The organism is Cupriavidus sp. P-10 (genome assembly GCF_003402535.2).
Taxonomy (GTDB): Bacteria; Pseudomonadota; Gammaproteobacteria; order Burkholderiales; family Burkholderiaceae; genus Cupriavidus.
This window is the reverse complement of the sequence record NZ_AP025171.1, coordinates 1,137,962-1,163,993: the sequence shown is the minus strand read 5'-3', so window position 1 is coordinate 1,163,993 and position 26,032 is coordinate 1,137,962. Positions and strand designations below refer to the sequence as shown.

General features: G+C 67.0%; 25 protein-coding genes. 19 read left to right on the top strand and 6 right to left on the bottom strand.

Features of this window, described 5'->3' with window-relative positions:
- Nucleotides 1–228: 228 nt before the first annotated feature.
- From CTP10_RS22400 to CTP10_RS22370, 7 genes are all read left to right on the top strand, one after another.
- Complete coding sequence (locus CTP10_RS22400; RefSeq protein ID WP_116321114.1) at nucleotides 229–2,283, top strand: LamG-like jellyroll fold domain-containing protein; 2,055 nt, start codon at nucleotides 229–231, stop codon at nucleotides 2,281–2,283.
- A 73-nt stretch (nucleotides 2,284–2,356) separates the two neighbouring features.
- The gene (locus CTP10_RS22395; RefSeq protein ID WP_116321115.1) at nucleotides 2,357–2,545 is read left to right on the top strand and encodes a hypothetical protein; all 189 of its coding nucleotides are present in this window, start codon (nucleotides 2,357–2,359) and stop codon (nucleotides 2,543–2,545) included.
- Nucleotides 2,546–2,641: 96 nt separating this feature from the next.
- Entirely contained in the window at nucleotides 2,642–4,795 is a 2,154-nt protein-coding gene (locus tag CTP10_RS22390) for a phosphocholine-specific phospholipase C (protein ID WP_116321116.1), read from the top strand.
- 219 nt (nucleotides 4,796–5,014) lie between these two features.
- Complete coding sequence (locus tag CTP10_RS22385; RefSeq protein WP_116321117.1) at nucleotides 5,015–6,691, top strand: glucosamine inositolphosphorylceramide transferase family protein; 1,677 nt, start codon at nucleotides 5,015–5,017, stop codon at nucleotides 6,689–6,691.
- Between the two features lie 207 nt (nucleotides 6,692–6,898).
- Nucleotides 6,899–7,786: a LysR substrate-binding domain-containing protein gene (locus CTP10_RS22380; protein ID WP_116321220.1), complete on the top strand. Its 888-nt coding sequence runs from the start codon at nucleotides 6,899–6,901 to the stop codon at nucleotides 7,784–7,786.
- The gene (locus tag CTP10_RS22375; RefSeq protein ID WP_116321118.1) at nucleotides 7,783–8,808 is read left to right on the top strand and encodes a M14 family zinc carboxypeptidase; all 1,026 of its coding nucleotides are present in this window, start codon (nucleotides 7,783–7,785) and stop codon (nucleotides 8,806–8,808) included. Before CTP10_RS22380 ends, CTP10_RS22375 begins: the two co-directional genes overlap by 4 nt.
- A 16-nt stretch (nucleotides 8,809–8,824) precedes the next feature.
- The gene (locus tag CTP10_RS22370; RefSeq protein WP_116321119.1) at nucleotides 8,825–9,577 is read left to right on the top strand and encodes an alpha/beta fold hydrolase; all 753 of its coding nucleotides are present in this window, start codon (nucleotides 8,825–8,827) and stop codon (nucleotides 9,575–9,577) included.
- Here CTP10_RS22370 and CTP10_RS22365 read toward each other — a convergent pair.
- From CTP10_RS22365 to CTP10_RS22350, 4 genes are all read right to left on the bottom strand, one after another.
- On the bottom strand, nucleotides 9,563–10,150 hold the full coding sequence (locus CTP10_RS22365) for a TetR/AcrR family transcriptional regulator (protein ID WP_116321120.1): 588 nt from the start codon (nucleotides 10,148–10,150) through the stop codon (nucleotides 9,563–9,565). The two genes, CTP10_RS22370 and CTP10_RS22365, sit on opposite strands and share 15 nt — an antisense overlap.
- A gap of 215 nt (nucleotides 10,151–10,365) precedes the next feature.
- The gene (locus CTP10_RS22360) at nucleotides 10,366–11,100 is read right to left on the bottom strand and encodes a copper resistance protein CopQ (protein WP_116321121.1); all 735 of its coding nucleotides are present in this window, start codon (nucleotides 11,098–11,100) and stop codon (nucleotides 10,366–10,368) included.
- Between the two features lie 422 nt (nucleotides 11,101–11,522).
- Nucleotides 11,523–12,089 (bottom strand): TetR/AcrR family transcriptional regulator, encoded by a 567-nt coding sequence (locus tag CTP10_RS22355; protein WP_116321122.1) that lies wholly within the window; start codon nucleotides 12,087–12,089, stop codon nucleotides 11,523–11,525.
- Nucleotides 12,090–12,355: 266 nt separating this feature from the next.
- A complete protein-coding gene (locus tag CTP10_RS22350) occupies nucleotides 12,356–12,784 on the bottom strand; it encodes a hypothetical protein (RefSeq protein WP_116321123.1) in 429 nt (142 codons plus the stop codon).
- Between the two features lie 364 nt (nucleotides 12,785–13,148).
- On the opposite strand from CTP10_RS22350, the gene CTP10_RS22345 reads away from it, so the two are divergent.
- The 5 genes from CTP10_RS22345 to CTP10_RS22325 all read left to right on the top strand — a co-directional run bounded on the left by CTP10_RS22345 (nucleotide 13,149) and on the right by CTP10_RS22325 (nucleotide 16,334).
- The gene (locus CTP10_RS22345) at nucleotides 13,149–14,195 is read left to right on the top strand and encodes an alpha/beta hydrolase (RefSeq protein WP_116321124.1); all 1,047 of its coding nucleotides are present in this window, start codon (nucleotides 13,149–13,151) and stop codon (nucleotides 14,193–14,195) included.
- A gap of 177 nt (nucleotides 14,196–14,372) precedes the next feature.
- Nucleotides 14,373–14,672 (top strand): hypothetical protein, encoded by a 300-nt coding sequence (locus tag CTP10_RS22340; RefSeq protein WP_116321125.1) that lies wholly within the window; start codon nucleotides 14,373–14,375, stop codon nucleotides 14,670–14,672.
- A gap of 155 nt (nucleotides 14,673–14,827) precedes the next feature.
- Nucleotides 14,828–15,511 carry an alpha/beta hydrolase gene (locus tag CTP10_RS22335; protein ID WP_116321126.1) on the top strand — a complete coding sequence of 228 codons (684 nt, stop codon included), beginning with the start codon at nucleotides 14,828–14,830 and terminating at the stop codon, nucleotides 15,509–15,511.
- A gap of 67 nt (nucleotides 15,512–15,578) precedes the next feature.
- Nucleotides 15,579–15,947: a hypothetical protein gene (locus tag CTP10_RS22330; protein ID WP_116321127.1), complete on the top strand. Its 369-nt coding sequence runs from the start codon at nucleotides 15,579–15,581 to the stop codon at nucleotides 15,945–15,947.
- 180 nt (nucleotides 15,948–16,127) lie between these two features.
- On the top strand, nucleotides 16,128–16,334 hold the full coding sequence (locus CTP10_RS22325; RefSeq protein WP_116321128.1) for a hypothetical protein: 207 nt from the start codon (nucleotides 16,128–16,130) through the stop codon (nucleotides 16,332–16,334).
- 88 nt (nucleotides 16,335–16,422) lie between these two features.
- On the opposite strand, the gene CTP10_RS22320 is transcribed toward CTP10_RS22325, so the two are convergent.
- A complete protein-coding gene (locus CTP10_RS22320; RefSeq protein ID WP_116321129.1) occupies nucleotides 16,423–17,544 on the bottom strand; it encodes an AGE family epimerase/isomerase in 1,122 nt (373 codons plus the stop codon).
- A gap of 178 nt (nucleotides 17,545–17,722) precedes the next feature.
- Between CTP10_RS22320 and CTP10_RS22315 the strand changes: the two genes are divergently transcribed.
- From CTP10_RS22315 to CTP10_RS22305, 3 genes are all read left to right on the top strand, one after another.
- On the top strand, nucleotides 17,723–17,971 hold the full coding sequence (locus CTP10_RS22315) for a hypothetical protein (protein ID WP_116321130.1): 249 nt from the start codon (nucleotides 17,723–17,725) through the stop codon (nucleotides 17,969–17,971).
- Nucleotides 17,972–18,239: 268 nt separating this feature from the next.
- Complete coding sequence (locus tag CTP10_RS22310) at nucleotides 18,240–18,518, top strand: hypothetical protein (protein WP_116321131.1); 279 nt, start codon at nucleotides 18,240–18,242, stop codon at nucleotides 18,516–18,518.
- A gap of 14 nt (nucleotides 18,519–18,532) precedes the next feature.
- Complete coding sequence (locus CTP10_RS22305; protein ID WP_116321132.1) at nucleotides 18,533–18,805, top strand: hypothetical protein; 273 nt, start codon at nucleotides 18,533–18,535, stop codon at nucleotides 18,803–18,805.
- A 19-nt stretch (nucleotides 18,806–18,824) separates the two neighbouring features.
- Here CTP10_RS22305 and CTP10_RS22300 read toward each other — a convergent pair whose 3' ends face one another.
- On the bottom strand, nucleotides 18,825–20,459 hold the full coding sequence (locus CTP10_RS22300; RefSeq protein ID WP_116321133.1) for an acyl-CoA synthetase: 1,635 nt from the start codon (nucleotides 20,457–20,459) through the stop codon (nucleotides 18,825–18,827).
- Between the two features lie 156 nt (nucleotides 20,460–20,615).
- Between CTP10_RS22300 and CTP10_RS22295 the strand changes: the two genes are divergently transcribed.
- From CTP10_RS22295 to CTP10_RS22280, 4 genes are all read left to right on the top strand, one after another.
- Nucleotides 20,616–21,320, top strand: coding sequence for a Crp/Fnr family transcriptional regulator (locus tag CTP10_RS22295; RefSeq protein ID WP_116321134.1), 705 nt, complete (start codon nucleotides 20,616–20,618; stop codon nucleotides 21,318–21,320).
- Between the two features lie 205 nt (nucleotides 21,321–21,525).
- On the top strand, nucleotides 21,526–23,190 hold the full coding sequence (locus tag CTP10_RS22290; protein ID WP_116321135.1) for a hypothetical protein: 1,665 nt from the start codon (nucleotides 21,526–21,528) through the stop codon (nucleotides 23,188–23,190).
- Between the two features lie 348 nt (nucleotides 23,191–23,538).
- Nucleotides 23,539–24,177: a response regulator transcription factor gene (locus tag CTP10_RS22285; RefSeq protein ID WP_116321136.1), complete on the top strand. Its 639-nt coding sequence runs from the start codon at nucleotides 23,539–23,541 to the stop codon at nucleotides 24,175–24,177.
- On the top strand, nucleotides 24,174–26,030 hold the full coding sequence (locus CTP10_RS22280) for an ATP-binding response regulator (protein ID WP_116321137.1): 1,857 nt from the start codon (nucleotides 24,174–24,176) through the stop codon (nucleotides 26,028–26,030). Before CTP10_RS22285 ends, CTP10_RS22280 begins: the two co-directional genes overlap by 4 nt.
- Nucleotides 26,031–26,032 lie beyond the last annotated feature (2 nt).

Here is a 26,032-nt window from a genome sequence, read left to right as displayed (position 1 = left end):
TTTTCCCCGATGCCGCGCGGCGGTTCCCGGCCTCCGCGCGGCCTTGTCACATCTGCATTGTCTGCAATGCCTGCAAGAATCTGAATAGCCCCATCAGCATTCTTTCCCCCTCTGTCACCACGGTGACAACCCCGGTTCTTACTCTGCGAGCGCATTGCGGGAGGCGCAATCCGCCACGCGACACCAGTCGCCGGCGCAGAACAACGCAGACAGACAGGGGAATGACAAATGGCAGGCAACCATGCAGCGCGTGGCGCACACGGCAACGGGCGCGCGCGGGCCGGCGCGACGCTGAGCGCGCTGGCGGCGACACTGGCCGCGACGCTCTCGGCTTGCGGCGGCGATGACACCGCGGCCAGCGGGCCCGCACCGGCCGACACCGTGACCACGGCCCCGGCGCCCGCCGGCCAGAGCGGGCCGCGTGTGCTGCTGGTGGGCATCGACGGTGCCACCTACGCGCAAGTCCAGGGCGCGATCCTGCGGCGCGAGCTGCCCAACCTGGCCCAACTGAACGTGGTGCCCGCCGCCACCGGCGGCGCGCCCGGCACCGTCACCGCGCAGCCGACGCTGGACGCGCCCAGCTGGGCCACGGTACTCACCGGCACCTGGGTAAACCGCCACGGCGTCGACGACGACACCGGCAGCACGCCGCTGCAGGCGCCCACCGTCTTCCGCCATCTGCGCGACGCCGGCAAGCCCGGCCTGCAGCAAGGCGCCGTGACCAGCTCGACGATACTGCCGGCCCTGCTCAAGGCAGAGCAGGAAACCGGCGCGCTCGATACGCTGGTCGACTGTGTCGGCGTGGACAACTGCGTTACGCAGAACGCGCTGCGCCAGCTGCAATCCGGCTATGGCGTGGTGTTTGCCCAGTACAGCGCACCGGCAGCCGCCGCGGAGACCGGCGGTTTCGGCGGTGGCGCCTATGCGCGCGCGCTGGCCGACACCGACAAGTCGGTGGGCGAACTGCTGGCCGCCGTCGCCGCGCGCCGCCAGGCGCAGCCGGGCGAAGACTGGCTGGTGCTGGTCACCACCAGCCACGGCCTCGATGCCACCGGCGCCACAACCGCCGCGCCGACCGTGGAAAACCGCACCGCATTCCTCGCCACCAACAAGACGCTGAACGCCGCGCTGGCCCGGCCCGGCGCAGCCATGCCCTTCACCGCGGCGGAACTGTCGGCGCTGCCGACCGAGGCCGATCTGGTCCCGACGATGCTCGCGCATGCCGGCGTTGCCGCCAATCCGGCAGCCAGCCGGCTCGACGGCGCACCGCTGCAGACGGCCGCCGCCGGCGTGCGGGCGATCGGCGCCAGCGTGGGCCGCTACGGCGACGCCATCACGCTGAGCTGGCAGAACCCCACCGAATCCTTCGGCACCATGCGCGTGCTGCGCGACGGCGTGGTAGTGGCTTCGCTGGCGCCGGGTGCGCGCGAGTTTACCGACAGCGCCTTCGACATGCCCACCGGCCTGTACCGCTTCAACTACACGCTGGTGCGCAACGACGTGCCGGTGTCGTACCTGGCGCAGATCCACTACGTCAAACCCGTCACGCTGGCGGCGACGCTGCGCGATGGCCTGGCCACGTACTTCAGCATGGACAGCAAGCCGTTTGTCGACAGCAAGGGCGGCGCCACGCTCGGCCCATGGGTTGCCGGCACCGACGGCGGCTCGCTTGCCGACGACAACTTCACCGGCAAGTCGCTGCGGGTCGATTCCAACGTCGACGCCTACAAGCTGGTGCATAACGGCGCCGATATCGCACTGAGCCCGCAATTCACCATCGGCTTCTGGTTCCGCACCGACTGCACCCAGGGCAACGGCACCGGTGCGCCGGTAGTGGCTAACAAGAACTACTTCTCTGGCAGCAACCCGGGCATCGCCATCGGCCTGTTCGGCAGCTGCGAACTCCGCTTCAACCTTGGCAGCGGCGGCAAGCGCGACGATATCAACGGCATGAAGGTATCGGCCAACCAGTGGGCCTACCTGGCGCTGTCGGTCGATGCTGCCGCCAAGCGCTTCAGCGCTTATGTCATCGACCCGGTGCTGGGCCTGCAGAAGACAGAGAACAAGGCCATCGCCAATACCGACGTCACCAAGCTGGCCGGGCTCGGCACCGGCTGGGGCGTGAACGACGACGCCACGCACAACTACGTGGGCAACAACCCCGGCGCGCTCAAGGGCGTGATGGGCTTCAACGACCTGGCGATGTGGACGCGGGTGCTGACGCTCGACGAGCTGAAGACCATCACCGGCGCGCGCCAGCCGCTGTCCAGCCTCAACCCCTGAACCGCTGAACCGCTGAACCGCCGACAACTCTCCGGGGCGCAGCGCCGCCCCGTCCCTGCAGGAGCACGACACCATGACTCTCCGATCTTCCACGCTGGCCGCCCTGCTGCTGTGCCTGGCGCTTGCCGCCTGCGGCGGCGACTCCGGCGACAGCCCGGCCCCCGGCACGCCAGGCGGCACACCGGGCGGCACCCCAGGCGGTGGCGGCAACGAACCCGGCCAGCCGCCCGCCGTCACGCCGCAGCTGCGCTGCGCGCCCTGAACCGACTGCGGCTAACGACTGCGGCCAACGACTGCGGCCAACGAGCGCAGCCGCCCGCATCGCCGTCTATCCTGAACCCATCCGGCCCAGAACCCAATGAATTCGCATAGCAGACGCAACTTCCTCAAGCTCGCCGGCAGCAGCGCCGCCGCGACCGCCGCGCTGGCCTCGTTCCCGCCGGCCATCCGCCGCGCGCTGGCGATCCCCGCCAACAATGCCACCGGCACCATCCGCGACGTCGAGCACGTGGTCATCCTGATGCAGGAGAACCGCTCGTTCGACAACTACTTCGGCACGCTGCGCGGCGTGCGCGGCTTCGGCGACCGCTTCCCGATCCCGCTGGCTGGCGGCCTCAACGTCTGGCAGCAGACTTATACCAACGGCGGCACCACGCGCACCGTGCTGCCTTACCACCTCGACAGCAGCGCCGGCAATGCGCAGCGCGTCAGCGGCACGCCGCACTCCTATCCCGATGCGCAAGCCGCCTGGGACCTGGGCCGCATGAACAAGTGGCCGACCTACAAGCAGACCCAGTCGATGGGCTACTACACCGAGGCCGAGCTGGATTTCCAGGTGGCGCTGGCCAATGCCTTTACGCTGTGCGATGCCTACCACTGCAGCTTCCACGGCGGCACCAATCCGAACCGGCTGTTCCACTGGACCGGCACCAACGATCCGGCCGGCACGCAAGGGGGCCCGGTGATCGACAACAGCGGCGACTCGTTCACCGGCTCGAACACGCCCTACACCTGGACCACCTACCCTGAGCGGCTGAACGCGGCCGGCATCAACTGGAAGGTTTACCAGAACATGCCGGACAATTTCACCGACAACCCGCTCGCGGGTTTCAAGCAATACCGCGACGCCAACGCGGCACGCGGCAACCTCGCCAACGGCAGCCCCTACCCGCCGTACACCAGCGCCGACGACGCCATCAGCCCGCTGCTCAAGGGCGTGGCCAACACCATGCCGGAGGGCGGCTTCCTGCAGGCACTACGCGACGACGTTGCCGCCGGCACGCTGCCGCAGGTGTCGTGGATCGTGGCTCCGGCCACCTATTCGGAGCATCCCGGGCCGTCCAGCCCGGTGCAGGGCGCGTGGTATACGCAGGAGGTGCTTGACGCGCTGACCGCCAACCCCGCCATCTGGAGCAAGACCGTACTGCTGATCAACTTCGACGAGAACGACGGCTACTTCGACCACGTGCCGCCGCCGTGCGCCCCCGCCTACGACGGCGATACGCTGGCCGGCGCGACCACGCTGGACGCTGGCGAACTGGCGCCCGAATACCACGTCGACAAGCATCCCTACGGCCCCGGCCCGCGCGTGCCGATGTACGTGGTGTCGCCCTGGAGCCGCGGCGGCTGGGTCAGCTCGCAGGTGTTCGACCACACTTCGGTGCTGCGCTTCCTGGAAGCCCGCTTTGGCGTCGCCGAGACCAATATCAGCAGCTTCCGCCGCGCGGTGGCGGGCGACCTGACCTCGGCGTTCAACTTCATCAGCCCGAACGCGAATCCGCTGCCGTCGCTACCGAACCGGGACAAGGTCAGTGCCGACGCGATCCGCACCGCGCAGGGCGCGCTGCCGCAAGTGCCGCTGCCCGCGGCAGGCAGCCAGCCGCTGCCGCCGCAGGAGCGCGGCACGCGTCCGTCGCGCGCATTGCCCTACGAACTCCATGTCAGCGCCCGCGAGGACGCCCGCGAACGCGTGATGCGGCTGCTGTTCGCCAACACCGGCAAGGCCGCCGCGGTGTTCCATGTCTACGACCGCCTGCACCTGGACCGCGTGCCGCGCCGCTATATGGTTGAGCCCGGCAAGGAACTGCACGGCAGCTGGGACGTCTTCGCCAGCGATGCCGGCAAGTACGACCTGTGGGTACTGGGACCGAACGGCTTCCATCGCGCCTTCAGCGGCGACGTTGCCGCGGCCGGCGCCGCTGGCGCCAGCGCGCCGGAGATCCGCGTCTGCTACGACATCGCCAACGCGGCGGTCTACCTGGACCTGATCAACACCGGCAGCGCGGCCACCACCTTCACCGTCCGGCCCAATGCCTATCGCAATGACGGCCCATGGAGTTTCGAAGTGCCGGCCGGAAAGCAACTGCAGCAGCACTGGCCGGTGGGCCTGCAGGGCAACTGGTACGACTTCACGGTGACCACGGCGCAAGGCGGCTTCACGCGGCGCTTTGCCGGGCGCATCGAGACCGGCAAGGACAGCGTGTCCGATCCGGCGATGGGTGTGGCCGGCTGACGCCTGGCCCTGGTGCGGCCCCGCAGTTTCCACGCGGGCCGCACTCGCCTTCTTGACAAGACAACTTTCCGGAGAGGCCGCGTTAGACGCGGCCCGCGGCTGTCATGGCGGCATTCTTTGTATGGCCGCGCACAAAACAGGTAGACCAACCACCCGTTTGCGTTTTGATTGCGGCGAGCGCATGAGCAACAATTGACTGCAAGGGAAGAAGGAGTTCTCATGCAAGAAATCGCCACAGAAAGCGACGTGATGCATACAGAATCTGATTTGGTTCGCGAGCCGAGGAGGGATAGCTCCCGGAGCGTGAGCGAAGTGCCAGGTGCTGCGGTGCTCCCCGTCCTGGTTTTCGTGCTCAACTCACGCCATGGTACGTCCTGGGAGCACGAGTTGGTCAATCGGCTGCGGGCGTCCGGCATCTGCGAGACCCTGGTCTGGGAGCTTGCAGCGCAACATGGCAGCTGCGCAGGCTCGGCGCGTCCCAGTCGCGATGACGCTGCACCCCAGGTTCGCGACATCACTGCAATCGTCGACCTCACCGGCCACTTTGGCACGGACTGCCACGGCGATACCGCCGAGGGTGTATGGCGCATTTGCGATCGGCAAGGGGTAGTACTGGGTGAAGAGCACCACGGACTCGAAACCATAGCGGCGGGCGTTGGCATTCACCTGCACCTGGTTGCGAGCACGTCAGCGGGAACCACCCTGATCGACAAGGCGGGCGCCTTTGCATGTCCGGGCGAGCGCGTATCGATGCAGCGATTGTGCGGTTTTGCGGCAACCTTGTTGCTTTCGGCAGCGCGCGAGATTGCTGTGCTCGGCACCCTGCAGCCGCGTCCCGCATGGAAGCCAGACGGCAAGCGTGCGACGTTGGTGCAACGGATGATGTGGAAATTGCGAGAACTGCGCAACCGCCTGTTGCGCTTGCTCAGGGGCTGCCTGCTGGTCGACTACTGGATGGTGGGCATCGTCGACATGCGGCTGACCGAAGCAATGCGTTCGCAACACTTGCCGGTACGATGGATCGGCAAGCGCAGGGGGACCCAGTATTGGGCTGACCCGTTTGGCGTGCCCGGCAGCAAGGATGAGATCTATTGCGAGGAGTTCGATCTCAAGCGGAACGTTGGCCGCATTGTCAGGTTGAAGCTTAACGGGTCTGCCGAGCCGGATCCGCCGGAGCATGTCGACCTCGGGCTGGCGGGGCACTTGTCGTACCCGTATCTGTTCCCTCACAAGGGCGCGTTGTATTGCGTCGCGGAATCAGCGCAAAGCCGTCGCTGCGTGCTGAACCGGCTCGACGAAGGCGGGCGCTGGGCGCAGGTCGCGGTGATCCTTGACAATACCGAGGTCGCCGACCCCACGATCTTCAGGCACCAGGGATACTTCTGGCTGGCGTACACCGACGTATCACTGGGTGCGTTCGACAACCTTTGCCTGTGCTATGCCTCCGATCTTCTCGGGCCATGGCACGCCCATCCACAGAATCCGGTGAAGATCGATCACCAGTCATCCCGCTCCGCGGGCGCCGTCATCAAGGACGGCGATGAGCTATTGCGTGTCGCGCAGGTATGCAAGAGCGGATATGGGCAGGCGATCGCTGTCAATCGAATACTGCATTGCACGCCAACCCTCTATAGAGAGGAGGTGATTCGAACTGTCAGCCCGGAACGAGATCAACTGAATCCACATGGTATCCACACGATGTCGGCTTTGGGAGATCGTACGCTGGTGGATGGCAAGCACTCCGTTATCAACTATTGGGTCCTGCGACGCAGGATCACGTCGCGCATCACATCTCGCATTACCTCTCGCATCACCCGCGCGGCGCAGCGCTTGCTTTGCGTTGGCATCTACCAGCATTGCAACGATCCCTTGCTGCGATGCGTGTTGGAAGTGTAGTGGCGTGCGGCCGTGGTGCCGCCGCGCCGGCGCACTGGCCTGGCCATGCACATCAGCCGCGCCGTTGGCCATGCGCACGTCTTGGTCCCCGGCGTTGAACACGGTCAGGCCTCACCGGGCGTCGCCGTTTTGTCATATTGCCCCGCTAGACTGCGCGGTCGTCCGGACCTGTCCGGTCCGCCTCCCCCAACTTCTACGCGGATGACCATGCTCGGCGACCTGCTGATGACCTTTTTCGAAGTGGCGCGCCAGGGCAGCATCACCATGGCGGCCAGGCAGCTGCGCGTGAGCCAGCCCACCGTCACCGGCCGCATCCGCCAGCTTGAAGAGTCGTATGGCGTCGAGCTGTTCCACCGCCGCGCCAGCCGGGTCGACCTGAGCGACGTGGGCCTGGCGCTGATGCCGGTGGTCGAGCAGTTGATGCAACACGAAGGGCAGGCCGACTACCTGCTGCGCAACGCCGGCGACCTGCGCTTCGGCAACCTGCGGCTCGGCGCCACGGGGCCCTATTACATCCTGCGCGCGGTGGCCGCGTTCCGGCAGCGCTATCCGGCGATCGAGGTGAGCCTGGACATCGGCAACTCGCAGCAGATGCTCGAAGCCTTGTTCGAGTACCGCATCGACGCGGCCGTGTCGTCTCATCCGGTGGAAGACGACCGCCTTGCGCGCATCCGCCTGGCCTCGGCGCCGATGGTGCTGGTGGTGCATCCGGACCATGCGCTGGCGCGCCTGCCGCAGGTGGACCTGGCCCAGCTGCACGGCTGCCACCTGCTGGTGCGCGAGCACGGCTCGATGACACGCAAGGCGACCGAGGATGCGCTCGCCGCCTGCGCGCAGAAGCTGCCGCGGCATACCGTGATCGGCAGCCGCGAGGCCATCTACGAAGCGATCCGCCAGAACCTGGGCGCGAGCGTGGTGCCGCTGGGCGAAGTGCCGCAAGACCCGCTGCTGCGGGTGGTGCCGTTCGCGCACGGCGCGCCGGTGCTGAACGAGTATCTCTATTGCCTGCAGAGCCGGCACGGCACGCGCCTGGTGGGTGCCTTCCTGGCCTGCGTGACGGCGGCCGATGCCGCCGCCGAGCCGCAGGCTGCATGATCGCCCGCGCCGCCGGCTTTCCTGAATACGACCAGCTGCTGGCGCTGCTCGACAGCGGCAGCCATGTGCTCGACTGCCGCGTGGTGTGCGAAACCACGGTGCAGGGGCACCGCTTCGGCGTGCATGTGGCCACGCTCGGCAGCCGCGACCCGCAGGCGCCGGCCATCGGCATCTTCGGTGGCATCCATGGGCTGGAGCGCATCGGCACGCAGCTGGTGCTGGATTACCTGCGCTCGGTGCTGGGCCGGCTGGCGTGGGACGAGTTGCTGCATCGCGAACTGCAGGCGGTGCGGCTGGTGTTCATGCCGATCGTCAATCCCGGCGGCATGTGGGCCGGCACCCGGGCCAATCCCAACGGCGTCGACCTGATGCGCAACGGCCCGCAGGACGCCGACGCGCGCGTGCCGTTCCTGGCCGGCGGGCAGCGCGTTGGCGCCTGGCTGCCCTGGTATCGCGGCCCGGAAGGCCGGCCGATGGAGCTGGAGAGCCGCGCGCTGCTGCGTGTGGTGCAGGAAGAACTGCTGCCGCGTCCGCTCAGTTTTGCGGTCGATTGCCACTCCGGCTACGGCTGGCGCGACAGCATCTGGTTCCCGTACGCGCGCACGCGCCGGCCGATGGCGCACCTGGCCGAGATGTACCTGCTCAAGAGCCTGTTCGAGCAGGCGCACCCGCACCACGGCTACACCTTCGAGCCGCAAAGCCACCAGTACCTGCTGCATGGCGACCTGTGGGACCACGCGTATGACCTTGCGCCGTCGGGCAGCCTGTTCCTGCCGATGACGCTGGAACTGGGCTCCTGGCTGTGGATCAAGAAGAACCCCCGCCAGCTGTTCTCGCGCGAGGGGATGTTCAACCCGATCAAGGCGCACCGCACCGCGCGCGTGCTGCGCCGCCACGTGAGCCTGTTCGATTTCCTCGGGCGCGTCGCATTTGCGCCGGAACGCTGGCTGCCGCGCGGGCCGCAGCGCGAGGCGCTGCTCCGGCAGGCGCGCGCGCACTGGCAGACGGAAGCGTTGCCATGAGCTGGATGAGGATGGCATGAGCCGATGGGTATTCCTGCGGGGCCTGACGCGCGAGACGCGCCATTGGGGGGACCTGCCCGCGCAGTGGGAAGCAGCCGGGCTGGGCCGGCCGCTGCTGCCCGACCTGCCGGGCAATGGCGCGCTGTCGGTGCAGCCCGCGCCCTGGAGCGTGCGCGACATGGTCAGCGCGGTGCGGCGCCAGCTGTCGACCGCCGGAGCGCGCGGACCGTACCGCGTGCTGGCCATGTCGCTGGGCGCGATGGTCGCCACCGAGTGGGCCTGCAGTTATCCGGACGAAGTCGCCGGACTGGCGCTGGTCAATACCAGCATGCGGCCCTTCTGCACGCCGACGCAGCGGCTGCGGCCGCGCAACTGGGGCAAGCTGCTGCGCATCGCGCAGCGCTGGCACGACCGCGCCTATTGCGAGCGCACAATCCATGCCATCACCTGCGCGCGCGCGGATACGCTCGCGGCCGACATCGCGGCCTGGCGTGCCATTGCCGCCGATGCGCCGGTCAGCCGCAGCGCCGCACTGGCGCAACTGGTGGCCGCGGCGCGCTATTGCGCGCCGGCCAACGCGCCTCACTGCCCTGTGCTGCTGATCGCGTCGTCATCGGACCGGCTGGTCGACCCGGCCTGTTCCACAAAAATCGGTCAGGCCTGGGACGCGCCGGTGCTGGTGCACCACTGGGCCGGCCACGACCTGCCCCACGACGATCCGAAGTGGTTGTGCGAGGCCGTATCCACGATGGCGTCAGGCAAGCGCTAACGCCTGCTCCGCCGGCATCAGGCTCGACAGCATTGCGGCGGCGGCATCCAGCCGCTCGGTGGTGCCGAACAACCGCGCACTGATCAGGCCGTTCTGCAGCGCGCCGAATGCGATCTGTGCCAACTGCTGCGGCGACGCCGGGTAAGGCGCCTGCCGCTGCGACGCCGCGCGCTCGAACAGCCGCGCGAGCCATTGCTCGTTGAGGCGGACAAAGTCGCGCATCGCGCTGCGCACGGATTCCGGCAGCATCAGCACATCCGCCGCCAGCATGCCGACCAGGCAGGCCTCTTCAGTGCCGGAGCCGGCTCGCAGCGGCGCCAGGTATTGGCGTGCCTGCTCGGCCGTCGGCAGGCTGCTGTCGATGCCGTCCAGGCGCGCCTGCTTGCGTGTGCTGTATTCGCGCACCGCTTCCAGCACCAGGTCGTCCTTCGTCGGAAAGTAGTAGTGGATGCTCGAGGTCTTGACCCCGACCAGTTCGGCCAGGTCGCGGTAGCTGAACCCGTTGAACCCCCGACGGCGGATTAGCACCAGTGCATGTTCGACCAGCTCTTCGCGTACAGACCGGGTTTTCATTGTTTCAGCTCCTTCTTCGGTACCGCGCGGCTCAGGCCGTCGCGCGTGCGACGAGCGTGATGAGAGACCCGCTCACAAGGCAAAGCCCTACCCATCCGCCCAGAATCAGCGCAGTGTCACGCCAACGCATGATCGACTCCAAGTACCGGGCCGCGCTGGCGGCCCGGCGGTTACAGGGGGCCGGCGAATTGCCGGCCGCTTTTCAGACGCTTGCCTCAGGCGAGCGCGCCGTCGGTGTAGGGGTCAGCCTTGCCGACACGTGCGCCATCGGTGTACGGGTCGACGCTGCGTGCCGGAGAAGCCGAGACACCGCTGCGATCCAGGCCGGCGACGATGCGGGCACCGTCGGTGTACGGATCAGCCTTGCCGACGCGTGCGCCATCGGTGTACGGGTCGATGCTGCGTGCCGGAGAAGCCGAGACACCGCTGCGGTCGAGGCCGGCTACGGTGCGGGCGCCGTCGGTGTACGGATCAGCCTTGCCGACGCGTGCGCCATCGGTGTACGGGTCGATGCTGCGTGCCGGAGAAGCCGAGACACCGCTGCGGTCCAGGCCGGCTACGGTGCGGGCGCCGTCGGTGTACGGATCAGGCTTGCCGACGCGCGCGCCATCGGTGTACGGGTCGACGCTGCGTGCCGGAGAAGCCGAGACACCGCTGCGGTCGAGGCCGGCGACGATGCGGGCACCGTCGGTGTAGGGGTCGGCCTTGCCGACGCGCGCACCTTCGGTGAACGGGTCGAACTTGCCGGCACGGGCGCCTTCGGTGAACGGATCGAACTTGCCGGTGCGGGCACCGTCGGTGAAGGCATCGGCCTTGCCGACGCGGAACTGGTAGCCGTACTTGTCACCGGCAAAGCTGCTGTCCTGCACGCCTGCGGCGTGGGCGGCGCCACCGGCGAAGGCGGCAGCAAGGGTAGCGGCGGTGATCAGGGTCTTGGCGAACTTGGTCATGATGGGCTCCTGGGGGGCGATGTTTCGGATTGCGTATATCGGTGTCAGTGGCTTGCGGCTTTTTCTTCCGGACCGGTTATCTACTAGTAGATAGATAACCGGTCCTGAAAAAATGACCGCCTCCGGTCATGCAATGGGATCGTCGCTGGGCCCTGCTTTCTTGCTTGCTGCTGGCGCTGCGGCGCTTCCATGAGTCAAATACTATCTACTACTAGGTAGATAGTCAAGGAAGAATATTTCTATCGGGCCGATAGTGAAACGGGATCCAGCAGTCAAGTCATTGATTTGCAAGGAGTTACGGAAGAATGGAGCAGCGCGATGCGACGTCGTGCCTCGTCAATGAAAAGAGCCGTCGGGCAGCTTTCGCCACACGACGGCTCCGGACGCGCCACTGACTGCGCGAAAAATACGACATGAAATCCTTAGCCGGCCACCGCTGCCATCAGCGTATCGGCCGCAGCCTCGACCCGGTCGGACGTGCCAAACAGGCGCGCCGCGATCAAGCCGCTTTGCAGCGAACCAAACACGACCTGCGCCAGCCGCGGCGGCGGCACCGGGAACGGCGTGCTGCGCAGCGGCTGCGCCCGCTCCAGCAGCCCCGTCAGCCACTGCTCGTGCATCTGGTAGAAGCCCTGCAGCAGCTTGTGCACGGATTCAGGCAGGCACAGGGTCTCCGTCGACAGCATGCCGCACAGGCAGATCTGGTCAGAGCCGCAGCTGTTGCGGAACGGCGCCAGGTAGATCGCGGCCTGCTCGGTCACCGGCAGTTTGGTGTCGATGGCGCGCAGGTGCTCGCTCAGGCGCGCGCTGTATTCCTTCACCGCCTCGAGGACGAGGTCGTCCTTGGTCGGGAAGTAATAGTGGATGCTGGAGGTTTTTACCCCCACCAACTCGGCCAGGTCGCGATAGCTGAAGCCGTTGAAGCCGCGGCGGCGGATCAGGACAAGGGTGTGCTCGAGCAACTGCTCGCGTACGGATTGCGTTTTCATGAAAGCAGTGTATCTACGCGAAGATAGGCGCTCAAGTTGAAATGCCCCGGCGCCGGGTAATCCCCTAGCGCCGAGGCATCGGCTTTAGCCAGGCAAGACCTGCGCGGCGAAGGTGATCATCGAGCCACTCGTCACGCAAAGTACCAGCCATCCGCCAAGCAGCAGGATGCTGTCACGCAAACTCATGATGGACTCCATCGGGCAGCGGCCTCAGTGGCCGCTTGCCGTAAAAGTGGTGAAGCCGCCGGCCCGCTGGCCGGCAGCGATCAGGCCCGCGCGCCGTCGGTGTACGGATCGAACTTGCCCACGCGCCTGCCGTCGGTGTACGGATCGAACTTGCCAACGCGCGCGCCGTCCGTGTACGGATCGATGCTGCGCGACGGCTCGGACGACACACCGCTACGGTCCAGGCCCGCTACCGTGCGGAAGCCTTCGGTGTAGGGATCGGTCTTGCCGACACGCGCGCCTTCGGTGAACACGTCGAACTGGCCAGTACGGGCGCCTTCGGTGAACGGATCGAACTTGCCGGTGCGGGCACCGTCGGTGAAGGCGTCGGTCTTGCCGACGCGGAACTGGTAACCGTACTTGTCACCGGCAAAGCTGCTGTCCTGCACGCCAGCAGCATGGGCGGCACCACCGGCGAAGGCGGCGGCAAGGGTGGCGGCGGTGATCAGGGTCTTGGCAAACTTGGTCATGATGGGCTCCTGGGGCGATGTTTCGGATCGCGTCTATCGGTGTCAGTGGCTTCCTGGGGTCTCTTTCATGACTCGCATCTACTAGTAGATAGAGAGCCTGTGTTAAAAAAAGACCGCCTAGCGGTATTGCAATGGGATCGCCACTTCTCCACCCTTCCTGCTTGTTGCTGGCGGTGCAGCGGTTCCATGGAGAGAATGCTATCTACTACTAGGTAGATAGTCAAGGTAAAACTTTTCTATTGGCGCGATAGCCGATCGGCCCCACACGACAATTCCCTTTGCCGGGATGGACGTTTCTTCACATGTTCACAGTCGCCTGCTAGCCTGAATACACAGGCCCCTCACCACGGCACGCCCTTATCTCATGTTCGAGACTTCGCATCCCGACCCCGTCGCACCCTCGCCCACGCCGGCGGCGCCAGGCACGCTGCGCTGGCTCGCCGTGGCGGCCGGGGTCGCGCTGGCCGCCGGAGTTGCACGCCACCTACTGTTTCGTGCGGTGGAGCGCAATGCATTTGTCACGCGAATGGATGAAACAAGCACCGAGATTCCTGTGCCGTGGTCATCCATGCCTGTGCGGCATACCACGTTCGCCAGCGGCGATCGCGAGCTGCATGCCCGCTTCGTTCCCGCCGCGTGGCCCGACGCGCCCGCGCTGATGGTCTGCCATGGCGACAACGAAACCCTGGCCGACTGGCTGCCGGTACAGGCCATGCTGGTGGAGTCCGGCATTGCTTCATTCGTGTTCGATTACAGCGGCTATGGCCGCAGCAGCGGACGCCCTTCCGTGCGCCACCTGCGCCAGGACGCCATCACTGCGTACCGGCAGTTTCTTGCGGCCGCGCCCGCGGCGTCGCGCCGCGTCGTATTGGGCCATTCGCTGGGCTCGGGCATCCTGCTTGATGTGGCACGGCTCTTCGCGCCGCAGCCCGATGGCTACGTCATCGCCGCCGGCTTCAGTTCGGCGCGCCGCGCCGCGGTGCAGACCGGCCGCGTGCCGGCGTGGGCCGCGTGGTTGCTGCCCGATCCCTGGGACAATGTCGCGCGCGCCAGCCGCCTCGAACGCCCGCTGCTGGTGGTGCACAGCCGTGCCGATGCCGTGTTCGCGCACGGCCATGCAGAGCGCGTGGCCGCTGCCGCGCGGCACTTGCATCGATTGGTCATGCACGACGCCATGCCGCATGGAGCGGCCATCGCGCCGGATCATCTCGCCGCATTCTGGGCGCCGATCGTGCGTTACGTGCAGGATATGGACAGCGGCTCGCTAGTCGAAACCGGCGCGCGCGTGGACGTGGTGGAAGCAGGCAGGGAAGGCAGCCAGGGCGGGCATTTGCACGAAAATTCGCACGAAAATTCGCACGAAAATCCCCGCGAAAACAGCGGTTCGATGCGCGTGCCAGGCAAGCAGTGAGGGGGGCGCCACGAAGTCGCCGGACAATCTACCGCAGACTTCCGCCAGCGGCAATCATCCTTGTGGGCGAGGCGCCACGGCAAAGTGGCCAAGAGGCCTTTTGTCGATTTCTTGTCTATATTTGTCCTCGTCGCACAAGCATCGCAATTTCGCTTTGACAGCACTGGAGGTTCTGCCATGCGTTGGCTTGCAAACTTGTTCAGTCCGCCGACCCCGGAAAAAATCGCCGAAAGGGAACTGCAAGACATGAGGCTGACGCTATTCCAGGCCGAACGGCGGATGCTGGAGGCGCAGATGCAGGTGGCCTACTACCGCGACATGGTCGCGTTCCTGGAAGATGTCTCGGCCAAGGGCGTGGAAGACGTGGTGGACAAGCGCCGCGCCGCCATGCCTGCAATGCCGGAGTTGCCTGCTGCCGCGCACAGCGCGCGCGCGCCGGGCCTGACTACCGTGCCGATCGTTCCGTCGGCTGCCTGAGCGGGCAGTACGCCGCCCTGCCCGCGTAGCGGACGCAGGGCGGCTTGCGGCTGCTTGCGCCTGCTTGCGCCATCAGCGGGCCTGACCTGTGCGATACTCGCGCTGCCTGCCGCGCCCACCGGCGCGCGGGCACGCCGTCACACAGGAACCTGCCCATGAGCGAACTGCTGCCTGCCATTGAAATCGAAACCGCGCCCGATCCCCGCTGCGCCGTGATCTGGATGCACGGGCTGGGTGCCGACGGCAGTGACTTCGCCCCCGTGGTGCCGGAATTGCGGCTGCCCGCCTCACCTGGCGTGCGTTTTATTTTCCCGCACGCGCCGGCGATTCCCGTGACCTGCAACGGCGGTTATGTCATGCCGGCATGGTATGACATTTACTCCCTCGATGAGGCAGGCCGCCGTGCCGATGAGGCCGGCATCCAGGCCTCGTGCAACGCCATCCGTGCGCTGGTCGCGCGCGAGAATGCGCGCCGCATCCCCTGCCACCGCATCGTGCTGGCCGGGTTTTCGCAAGGCGGGGCCATCGCGTATACCGCGGGCCTGACGCATCCCGAGCCGCTTGCCGGCATCGTGGCGCTATCCACCTATATTCCCGCGCCCGCCGCGCTGGCAGCGCAGGCCAGCACGGCGAATGCCGCCACGCCGGTGTTTGCCGCGCACGGCACGCAGGACGATGTGGTGTCGTTGCAGCTGGGTGTTGCCGCACGCGACTTTATCCAGGCGCGCGAGCATCCGCTGACATGGCAGTCCTACCCGATGGGGCATTCGGTCTGCCTGGAAGAAATCGTTGCCATCGGCGCATGGCTGGCGGAACGCTTCGGCCCTGCCGCTGCCTGACCTCACCAAAACGCTGACACCCTGACAAGATCGCTGCAGGCCTTGCGCCGGGCAGCAAGCCGTACCCATGAGCCTCGCCCCACTGCCCCGCATCGACTTCAACACCCGCAAGGCGCTGCTGTTCGCGCTGGCCGCCGAGCGCCTGTCGGCCTATTACGAGCACCGCCAGTGGATGACGGACGCGCAGGGCGCGACGCTCGCGGGCGAGTGGCTGTCGCGTTCGCGGCTGCAGCTGCCGCTGTCCGAGCGGCGCCTGCTGTCCGAACTCAGCGACCAGTTCGCACGCCAGCTGGCCGAGACGCTGTCGCGCGAAGCGGGCCTGTATGCCGCGCATGAAATGATGGAAGCGCTCGATCCCAATTACCAGTCAGCCTTTGCGCACGACATGCTCGATGAATGCGAACGGCTGCTGCGCGAGCATGGCGTGACCGAATAAAGCTGATACGCCACTCTCGCCAGCATTGCCGGAACTGGCGAAAACGCCAAATTGGTGGAAGGGAGCGATTGGCCCAAAGTGTCCAGACATGGCCTAAGCGCTACGTTTGCAAAGGTTGACAATCGCTTTGCGGACGGGCGCTTACACTGCGCGCTCCCATAATGCCCCATCCATTCCGCCATGGAACGCAAGCACTGCCTCGCCTGGATCGCGCTGAGCATGATCGCAGCGACGTTGCTGACGCTGCTGTGCCTGATCCTCGATGACCACGCAGAAACCCGCGCCGCCACCAGGGTACGGCAGATGGAAGTCCGCGTAGGCGCGCAGCCATCATCGCCGGCGGATGCGCCCCGGCCCGCGACTTCAGAACGACGACCAGGTAGTTAAGAAGGACAACGCACGGGCGGAGCGCGGGCTTGAGTCTAGTTGCGCCCCCCGGCCGCGACTGCAAAGAATTGATAACGATTGCGTCGCGTTATCTGGTCGGCCAGGGCACACCGGCGACTTGTGCCAGCGCCAGGTAGGACGTTGCAAGGTGGTACGGCGAAGTCGACGGCATCTCGGCGCGCACCACGTCGCCGGACGGTGCCAGGCATTCGTGCCAACCCTGCGCATGCAGGAAGCGGCTGCGGAACTGCCCGGCCCAGGCTTCCAGCGTGGCCAGCGCCTCGGGTTGTCCATGCAGCGCCAGTGCGCGTGCATACTCGGTCTGCGCCCAGATGCGCTGGGTGCCGTCCAGCAACCCGCCACGCGCATCCAGCGCCGCGCTGACGCCCAGCGTGCCAGGCGTGACACCGTGGCGTTGCGCAAAGTCGAAGGCCTGGCGCAGCGCGCCTTCCAGCGGCAAGTCGCCGAACAGTTGCGGCCGGCTTGCGACCAGCGAGAACCATTCGAACTGGTGGCCCGGTTCGATGCGGTTGTCCGCAGTGCCCTGCGGCAGCTCGGCAATGCAACCCGTGGCCGGATCGACGAAGCGCTCGTACACCGCCATCGCGATTTCACGCAGGCGTTCGGCATACCATTCGTCGCCGGTGGCATCGAGCGCCGCCAGGTAGGCCTCGGTCAGGTGCATCACGGGGTTCTGCAACACGCCCGCGCCTTTCGGGCGGAAGTGCTCGCTGAGCGCGGCGTGGTAGAGCCCGCCATCTTCGGCGAAGCGGTCTTCGACGATGTCGACGGTTTCGTCGAGCACCTCCAGTGCATCGGGATTGCCGCGCAGCGCGTGGTAGCTGGCGCATGCAAAGACCACGAAGGCATGCGTATAGAGGTCGCGCGTGGTGTCCAGCGGCGAGCCGTCCGGGCCGACGCTGTAGATCCAGCCACCCGCCCCGTCGCCGAAATACGCCTGCAGCGAGCCGAACAGCGTATCGGCATGCGCATGCTGGCCCGCCACCGAAAACGCATAAAGCTGCCGCGCGCATGCCATGGCGCGGTAGCGTGCCGCCGGCAGCGCCGTGGCCGTGGCGCCGTCAAGGGCCTCATAGGGCAGGAACAGGCCGGCATTCCAGCCGCTGGCGGTCCACAGCGGCAACACCGTGGCGTCGTAGTGGGCCGTCAGGGCGGCGACCTGTTGGTTGAGCGCGGGCGAATTTTGCATGGTCGGTGGCGAGAAGCAGGCGGCACGTGGCGTCAGGCGCAGAAGGTTACTGGATTCGGTGCGGCGGGGGAAGCCGCGGCACGCTTATCTTGCCATGCCGCGGTTGCAATTCTCTGATGGCACCGGGCGCTTGCAGTTGCTAGCATCAATGCGTCCCACCTGCCTACGGGAGGCGCCAATGTCGACCCTGCCCCTTACGCTTTCGGACCATCACCGCACGCTGGTACTGCACGTGCTGGAGGAGCCATCCGGCCAGTACACCTGGCGCATCATCATGGAAGAACTGTGCGGCGCGGCGGACGCCGACTGCACCGTTGAAGCGCCCTCCACGTACGGTTCGCATGCCGAGGCCGAGGCAGCCTGCTGGGCCGCCGGCAATGGCATGCTGGATGGCCCGCGCTCCGCGAGCGAACTGCGCACCACCTGAAGCCCGCCGCCCGCGCTGCCATGTGCAGGCGCGGGCGTATGGGCGGCACGAATCCTTGCGCGCTGCCACGCATGTCCTAGTCTGGAATCGTGGCAGTGGCAACGCGGGCTGGCTGTTTGCCCGCGATTCTCCGTTCCGGCCACGCCCTGGCCGTCCCGCGGCCCGGGTGGTTCCCTGCCACCTGCCTGTCATCTTCCTGGCCTTAACTGACCTGGTCGCCTCGCCGCGCTTGCCATCGGTGGGGTGGGCAGGGCCGCAGGAGCATGAAATGGAAAAGCCGGTCGTCTCTCCGCAGCGCTTCGTCGAGCTGATGAACGAGCGCCTGAGCAAGCATCCGTTGTACCAGGAGGGCATGCGCGTCTATGCCATTCCGCAGCATACGGATCATCCGCGCAGCCTGGTGTGCGTGGGGCCGCGCGGCACCGAATGCGTGTGCGCCACCATCGAGAACATCGTGCGTGGCGAATGCGAGGTGTTCCCCGACCTTGCCCAGGACTGGCATCGCCCCCGCATCCATGGAAGTCCGCACGAAACACGGGCACGCTGAACGCCCGATAGCGCATGCCCAGCGGATGCCATGACGAGAACGCCAGCTACCGCGGCTATCGCATCCATGTCGCGGCGCTGCGCTATGGCAGCCAGCACGACGGCTGGTGGACGCTGCGTGCCGAGGTCTGGCATCACGGCGCGCGGCTGCCATGGCCGTGCCCCGTGATGCAGATGCGCTTTGGCTGTGCCAGCGATGCCACGCGCGCGGGCATGGCGTGGGGCCGCGAAGCCATCGACTCCTATATCGCCGGCCTGCGCGATGCCGAGGAAGCCGTGCAGCCCTAGGCCCTGGCAACCGCCGCGTTCAGACATCGATGGCGGAGTCCGACTTCACCTTGCGGCGCAACTCGAACTTCTGGATCTTGCCGGTCGAGGTCTTGGGCAGCGGCCCGAAGTACACCGCCCTGGGCACCTTGAAGCCGGCCAGCAGCGTGCGGCAATGCGCGATCAGATCCTCCGCGGTGGCACTGGCACCGTCCTTCAACTCGACAAAGGCGCACGGCGTCTCGCCCCACTTGGCATCAGGCTGCGCCACCACCGCCGCGGCAAGCACCGCGGGATGGCGATAGAGCGCATCTTCCACTTCCACGCTGGAGATGTTCTCTCCGCCGGAAATGATGATGTCCTTGCTGCGGTCCTTGATCTTGATATAGCCGTCGGGCATGCACACACCGAGGTCGCCGGTATGGAACCAGCCGCCGGCGAAGGCCTCGCGCGTGGCCTTCTCGTTCTTCAGGTAGCCCTTCATGCAGATATTGCCGCGGAACATGATCTCGCCGATGGTCTCGCCGTCGGCGGGCACGGGCTGCATCGAGTCGGGGTCGAGCACGGCCACCTGCGACTGCAGGTGATAGCGCACGCCCTGGCGCGCCTTGCGCACGGCGCGGTCCTGTTCCGACAGCGCACGCCAGTCATCCTGCTCGGCACAGACCGCGGCCGGGCCATAGACCTCGGTCAGGCCGTATACGTGCGTGAGTTCGAAGCCCATCGCCTCCATCTGCGCGAGCACCGCTGCCGGGGGCGGCGCGCCGGCGACCATGCCGCGCACCGGGCCGCGCACACCCTCGCGCCACGATGCGGGCGCGTTGACCAGCGCGGTATGCACGATCGGCGCGGCACAGTAGTGCGTCACGCCTTCCGCGCGCATCAGGTCGAAGACAAGGCCGGGTTCGAACTTGCGCAGGCAGACGTTGACGCCCGCGCGCGCCGCGATGGTCCACGGAAAGCACCAGCCATTGCAGTGGAACATCGGCAGCGTCCACAGGTAGACCGGATGCTTGGGCAGGTCCCACTCCAGGATGTTGGAGATCGCGTTGATGGCCGCGCCGCGATGGTGATAGACCACGCCCTTGGGATCGCCGGTGGTGCCGGAGGTGTAGTTCAGTGCGATCGCTTCCCACTCGTCGGCGGGCATGCGCCATGCGTAGGCCGGGTCGCCTGCAGCCAGGAAGGATTCGTAGTCGGTTTCGCCGAAAGGCTCGGCCTGCGGGCCCAGCGCATCATGGACCGCGATCACCTTGAGCCCGGGAATTTCCAGCGCAACCTGCCGCGCAAGGTCGGCAAACTCGGTATCGGCGAGCAGCACGCGCGCCTCGCCATGGCGCAGCATGAAGACCAGGTTGGCGGCATCGAGCCGGATGTTGAGCGCATTGAGCACGGCGCCCGCCATCGGCACGCCGAAATGCGCCTCGACCATGGCCGGCGTGTTGGGCAGCAGCGCGGCCACGGTGTCGCCCTTGCCGACGCCGGCACGCGCCAGCGCGCTGGCCATGCGGCGCGCGCGCGCATAGGTGTCGCGCCAGTTCTGGCGCACCGGACCGTGCACGATGGCCAGGCGGTCGCCGTACACCTCGGCGGCGCGGACCAGGAAGTCGATGGGAGTGAGCGGTACGAAATTGGCCGCATTGCGGGCCAGGCCGCTGTCGAAATCAGTTGGCATTGCTGTGTCTCCGCTTGTCGCACTTTTTCTGGGGCAAGGCTATCATCGCACACGCCCGGCGCACTGTCGTCCGGATGACAAACTCCCCGCAAACCCGCGCCAGCCAAGGCTTACGCAAATCTTACAAAGTGCCGCGCAGCCGCTCGCGCCGATGTCATGACCGCATCCCAGAACCCTGCCCGCGCCCCGGAAAGCACGCTGGCCAGCCATGCGTGGTACGCCGCGCTGGCGGCTGAACACCAGGCGCTGGCCGCGCGCGAAACGCTGCTGCAGGCCTTTGCCGCGGGCGCCTTCATTGCCCGGCGCGGCGAGCCATCGCGCTACTGGATCGGGGTCGACAGCGGCCTGATCAAGCTGGCGGTGTACACGCCGGACGGGCGCGGCTGCACTTTTTCCGGCGTGCCGGCCGGCGGCTGGTGCGGCGAAGGCAGCGTGATCAAGCGCGAAGACCGCCGCTACGACGTGATCGCCATCCGCGATTCGCAGGTGCTGCTGGTGCCCGAGCCGGTCTTCAACACGCTGCTGGCGCAGAGCCTGCCGTTTGCAAGCTTTGTCGTACGCCAGCTCAACGAGCGCATGGGCCAGTTCATCGCCACGGTGCAGAACGACCGCCTGCTCGGTGCCGATGCGCGCGTGGCGCAGGCGATCGCACAGTTGTTCCATCCCGACCTGTATCCGCGCACCAGCCCCGTGCTGGAGCTGTCGCAGGAAGAAATTGGCCTGCTTACCGGGCTGTCACGGCAACGCGTCAACCAGGCGCTGCGCCGGCTGGCCGAGGCCGGCATGGTTCACCTGTCCTACCAGAGCATCCGCGTGACCGACCTGCCGCGGTTGCGCAGCTACGGGCTGTCAGAGCTGTAGCCGCCGAGGTTGGCGGCGCCGGCTGCCAGCCACATGTCTTATTTGTGTGTCAATCACCAGAACACGGGTTACCTTGCACCCCGCCGTTCGCGCACACTCGCGCCCGCAGGGCGGGCCAGCCACCCTGTTGGCAGGGCTCGCGTGAGCCACGGGTCGACCAGCGCAATCCCTGCCATAACTAGAATCACACAAAGCAAATACAGGGATGAAAACCACAAACTTGTTTCTGACGGGTCTGGCTGCTGCAGTGCTGACGGCATGCGGCGGTGGAGGAGATAGCCAGGCTCCGGCGGCTTCGGCGCCGGCCACCACCAAGATCAGCGGCACCGCCGCAGTGGGTGCAGCGCTGGGCAATGCCAGCGTGCAGGCCAAGTGCGCATCGGGCAGCGGCACCGCCACCACCGCGGCGGACGGCACCTTCACCATCGATATCCCGAACGCCACGCGCCCGTGCGTGCTGAGCGTCACGACGCCGGACGGCACCACGCTGCATTCGGTCGTGGAAGTCGGCAGCGGCACCACCGCCACGGCCAACATCACGCCGCTGACCGAGCTGATCACCGCCTCGCTGGCACAGGGCGACACCGACGCCTTCTTCAACCAGTTCGACGCCAGCGCCCAAGCCAGGCTGACCCCCAGCGGCCTGAGCACGGCCACCGAGGCAGTGAAGCTGGTGCTGACCGGCGTGGTCGACCTGACCGGCGTCGACCCGCTCAAGGGCGCGCTGGTGGCGGCCAACGGCAACAATGCGGGCAACGCGCAGGACAAGCTGCTCGACCAGCTCGGCGAGCGGCTGGAATCGTCGAAGACCACGCTCGACGAGCTGTCATCGGCGGTGGCTTCCAATGCGGGCGCAACGGCGGTCCAGACGGCACTGCAACCGGCGGCGGCTAGCTGCGCGGGGCTGCGCACGGGCAAGTACCACCTGGTGGGCCTGAGCTATCCGTCCGGCACGATTGCCGAGGTCGACGCCAGCGCGCTGACGATCACCCAGAAGTCCAGCTTCGGCGCCGATGCGACCTCCGGCCCGTCGCTGACGCTGACCCCGGATGCCGCCGAAGCCTGCCGCTTCACCGTGGCGTCAGGCGGCAGTGCGTCGACTGTGCTGATGTCGAAGTCCGGCGTTGGCCTGGTTGTACCGGCAGTGGCCACGAGCAGCGTGGCGGTGGGCATGCTGATTCCTGCCCAGTCCCTGACCCTGGCCGACCTCGCCGGCAACTGGAACGGCCTTGGCTACGAGCGCGAGGACGCCAGCTCGCCACTCAAGCCGAGCCGCGTCACGCTGAGCCTGGATGCCGCCGGCAAGGCGACCGCGGGCGCCGACTGCACGGGCCTCAACAGCTGCGAAAGCTGGCCGGCAGCCGAGCTGCCGACCTTCTCCGCAATCGGCGACGGCATCTTCGGCTTCAACGACCTCTATGCCACCGCGCAGCCCGTCTACACGTTCAAGGGCACCGACGGCCAGGTGATGGCGGTAATCCCGCATGAAGACGGTTTCATGGTCTTCAACAAGCAGGCCGACCGCGCGCTGCCGGTAGTCGGCACCAGCAACGCCTATTGGGATAACGCGGTGATGTACCTGCCGCCCCTGGGCGGTGGCACGCCTGTGCTGAACTTCACCGGTACGGAGAAGTGGAGCACGGTGGTGGAATCGGCCGACACGCAAACCGGCATCTATACCCGCAAGCGCGTCGAAGACGGCCGCCTGGACAGCTGGAAGCAGAACGTCCCGGCGCCTGGCCTGCGCTATCGCGAACCGAGCACCGCCGCATCCGAGTCGATCGCGATGGTGCTGGGCAACACCGGCGTGAACGTGTCGATCGGCGTGAACAACGCCAACTTCTACAGCATCTCGGTCAATCGTCCGTAATTGACTGCATGGCGAATCCGGACAAATGTTGTCCGGAGACGCTCCAGGCCGGCGCCGCCCCGCGACGCCGGCCTTTTTCTTTGCCCATTGCACCGCGCAGGCAAAAAAATACCCACAGCCGGGTGGTAGTGGGTAACGAAAAGTGGTTGTGGACACGTCGCGGAACTGTCCACGCCGAGGATCTTCGCACTGACGGCGCGCACGGCCAATAATCTTTCCGGACTAGTCGCGCTCACGCGTCTGTTGCATGGACAAGCGCGGCGGATTCTTGTCCAATACCTGTCGCCCCGTGCCGGCTGCGACGGCATCCACTGTCCTGCACCGGCCATACGCGGTGCCCTGCCCCCAATGCCACAAGCCCGCCTGCTGCTGATCGACGACCACACCCTGTTCCGCACCGGCCTGCGCCTGGTCCTGGCCGACAGCCCGAGCGTCGGGCAGATCATCGAAGCGGGATCCGTGATGCAGGCGGTACAGGATCACGGCGGCGCCGTGGTCGATATCCTGCTGCTCGATATCCAGATGCCCGGACTGAACGGCATCGAGGGCGTCAAGGTGCTGCGCCGGCATTTCCCGGCGGCGCGCATCCTGATCGTGTCCGGCACCTCCGGCCTTGAAATCATTCCGGCCGATGTCCGGCGCGAGATCGCCGGCTTCCTGCCCAAGTCAGCCGATGCGCGCGAGATCGAGGAAGCGATCGCCTGCTGCCTGACCGGCGGCACCCATTTCTCCGATGACGCCAATACCGCCGGCCGGGCCGTCGCGCAGGCACCGTATGCTGCCAGCGCACTGACGCCGCGCCAGCTGGAGGTGCTGCACCAGTTGACGCTGGGCCGCTCGAACAAGGTCATTGCCTACCATATGGGCCTGTCCGAAAACACCGTGCGCGTCCACGTGGCCGCCATCCTCGACCACCTCGGCGTGGTCAGCCGTGTCGAAGCCATCCTGGAAGCGCAGCGCCGCGGGCTGGTGCAGGCGGCGCGATGAGCGCGGACAAGGCGCCGCCGCGCGTAAGGGAAGATTGCCCTCAAGGCCTGCGGCTGCTGCCGCGCTTCGATGCGCCCCGGCTGCTGGCCGCGCAGATGGAGCTGATCGACCAGAGCTTCGGCATCGCCATGCTGGGCTGCTCGCTGGCGGCCTTTATCCTCGCCGCGGGCCTGACGCTGTCGGGCGACCGCCCCGGCGCCCTGCCCTGGGCCTGCGCCATGGCAGCGGCCTGCGCGGTGGCGTACTTCGGGCGGCTGGCGTTGCCCGCGCGGCTGACCGAATCCGGCGCGTACCGCTATGCGCGCGGCATGACCGCCATGCTCGCGCTGATCGGCGCGCTGTGGGGATGGGTGGCGTGGTTGTACCTGGACGTGCGCACGCCGGCGGTGGTGATCTGCGTGCTGTCGCTGATCGCCGGCATGAGCGCGGCAGCGCTGGCGGTATTCTCCGCCTGCCTGCCGGTGGCGATCGGCTTCTTTGTCCCGTCGATCGTGCCGGTCTGGATTGCCTTCCTGGCCACCGGCGATATCGAATACCTGCCGATGTTCCTCGGCACGCCGCTGTACCTGTTCGTGCTGATCATGTTCGCGCGCAACTATTCGCGCGTGGCGCGGCATTCGATCGCGCTGCGCTTCGAGAATGTCGAGCTGATTTCACAGCTGCGCGAGCAGACCGCGCGCGCCGAGGCGGCGCAGCACGCGGCCGAGGAAGCGAGCCGCGCCAAGTCGGTGTTCCTGGCCTCGGCCAGTCATGACCTGCGCCAGCCGCTGCATGCGATGGGGCTGTTCCTGGTGTCGCTGGGCCGCACCGCGCTGGATGCGCGCCAGCGCCAGTTGCTGGCGCATATCGAGGCGTCGTCCGGCGCCGCGCGCGAGATGCTGAACTCGCTGCTCGACTTTTCCAAGCTCGAAGCCGGGGTCATCACGCCGCGGCTGCGGCCGTTCCGCCTGCAGCCGCTGCTGCACAAGCTGGAGAACGAATTCGCGCCACAGGCCGATGCGCGCGGGCTGGTGTACCGCACGCGCGATACCACCACGACGCTATATGGCGATCCCACGCTGGTCGAACTGGTGCTGCGCAACCTGATCGCCAATGCGATCCGCTATACCCGGCACGGCGGCGTGCTGGTGGCCTGCCGCCGGCGCCGGCTGCATGCCGTGATCGAGGTGTGGGACACCGGCATCGGCATCCCTGCCGCGCAGCATCGCGAGATCTTCCGCGAGTTCCACCAGCTCGGCAATCCGGAGCGCGACCAGCGCAAGGGGCTGGGGCTGGGCCTGGCCATCGTCGACGGGCTGGCGCGCACGATCCGCACGCGCGTGACGCTGGGCTCGCGCCCCGGGCGCGGGTCTGTGTTCCGCTTCAGCATGCCACTGGCCTGGAGCACGCCGGAAAACGTACCACGGCCCCTCGCGCCTCGTGGCCTGGACGGGTTGCGCGTACTGGTGATCGACGATGACGAAGCGATCCGCACTGCCATGTCGGAGTTGCTGGGCGCATGGCAATGCGAGTGCCGCACGGCCGAATCCGAGGACGAGGCACTGGCCATGCTTGCGGCCTTTCAACCCGCATTGGTGCTTGCGGACTACCGCCTGCGCGGCCACCGCACCGGCCAGGAAGCGCTGGACGCGATCCGGCAGCAGGTGGGCCACCATGTGCCGGCGATCATCATCACAGGCGATACGGCGGCGGACCGGCTGCGCAGCGCGCATGCAACCGGCACCTTGCTGCTGCACAAGCCAGTGGTTCCGCAGGAATTGCACGCAGCGATCGACACGCTGCTGCGCGAGGCGCCAGCGCGGCAGACGCAGGGCGAGACACACCACGGCCAGACTCAGGCCGAGGCTGAGTAGGA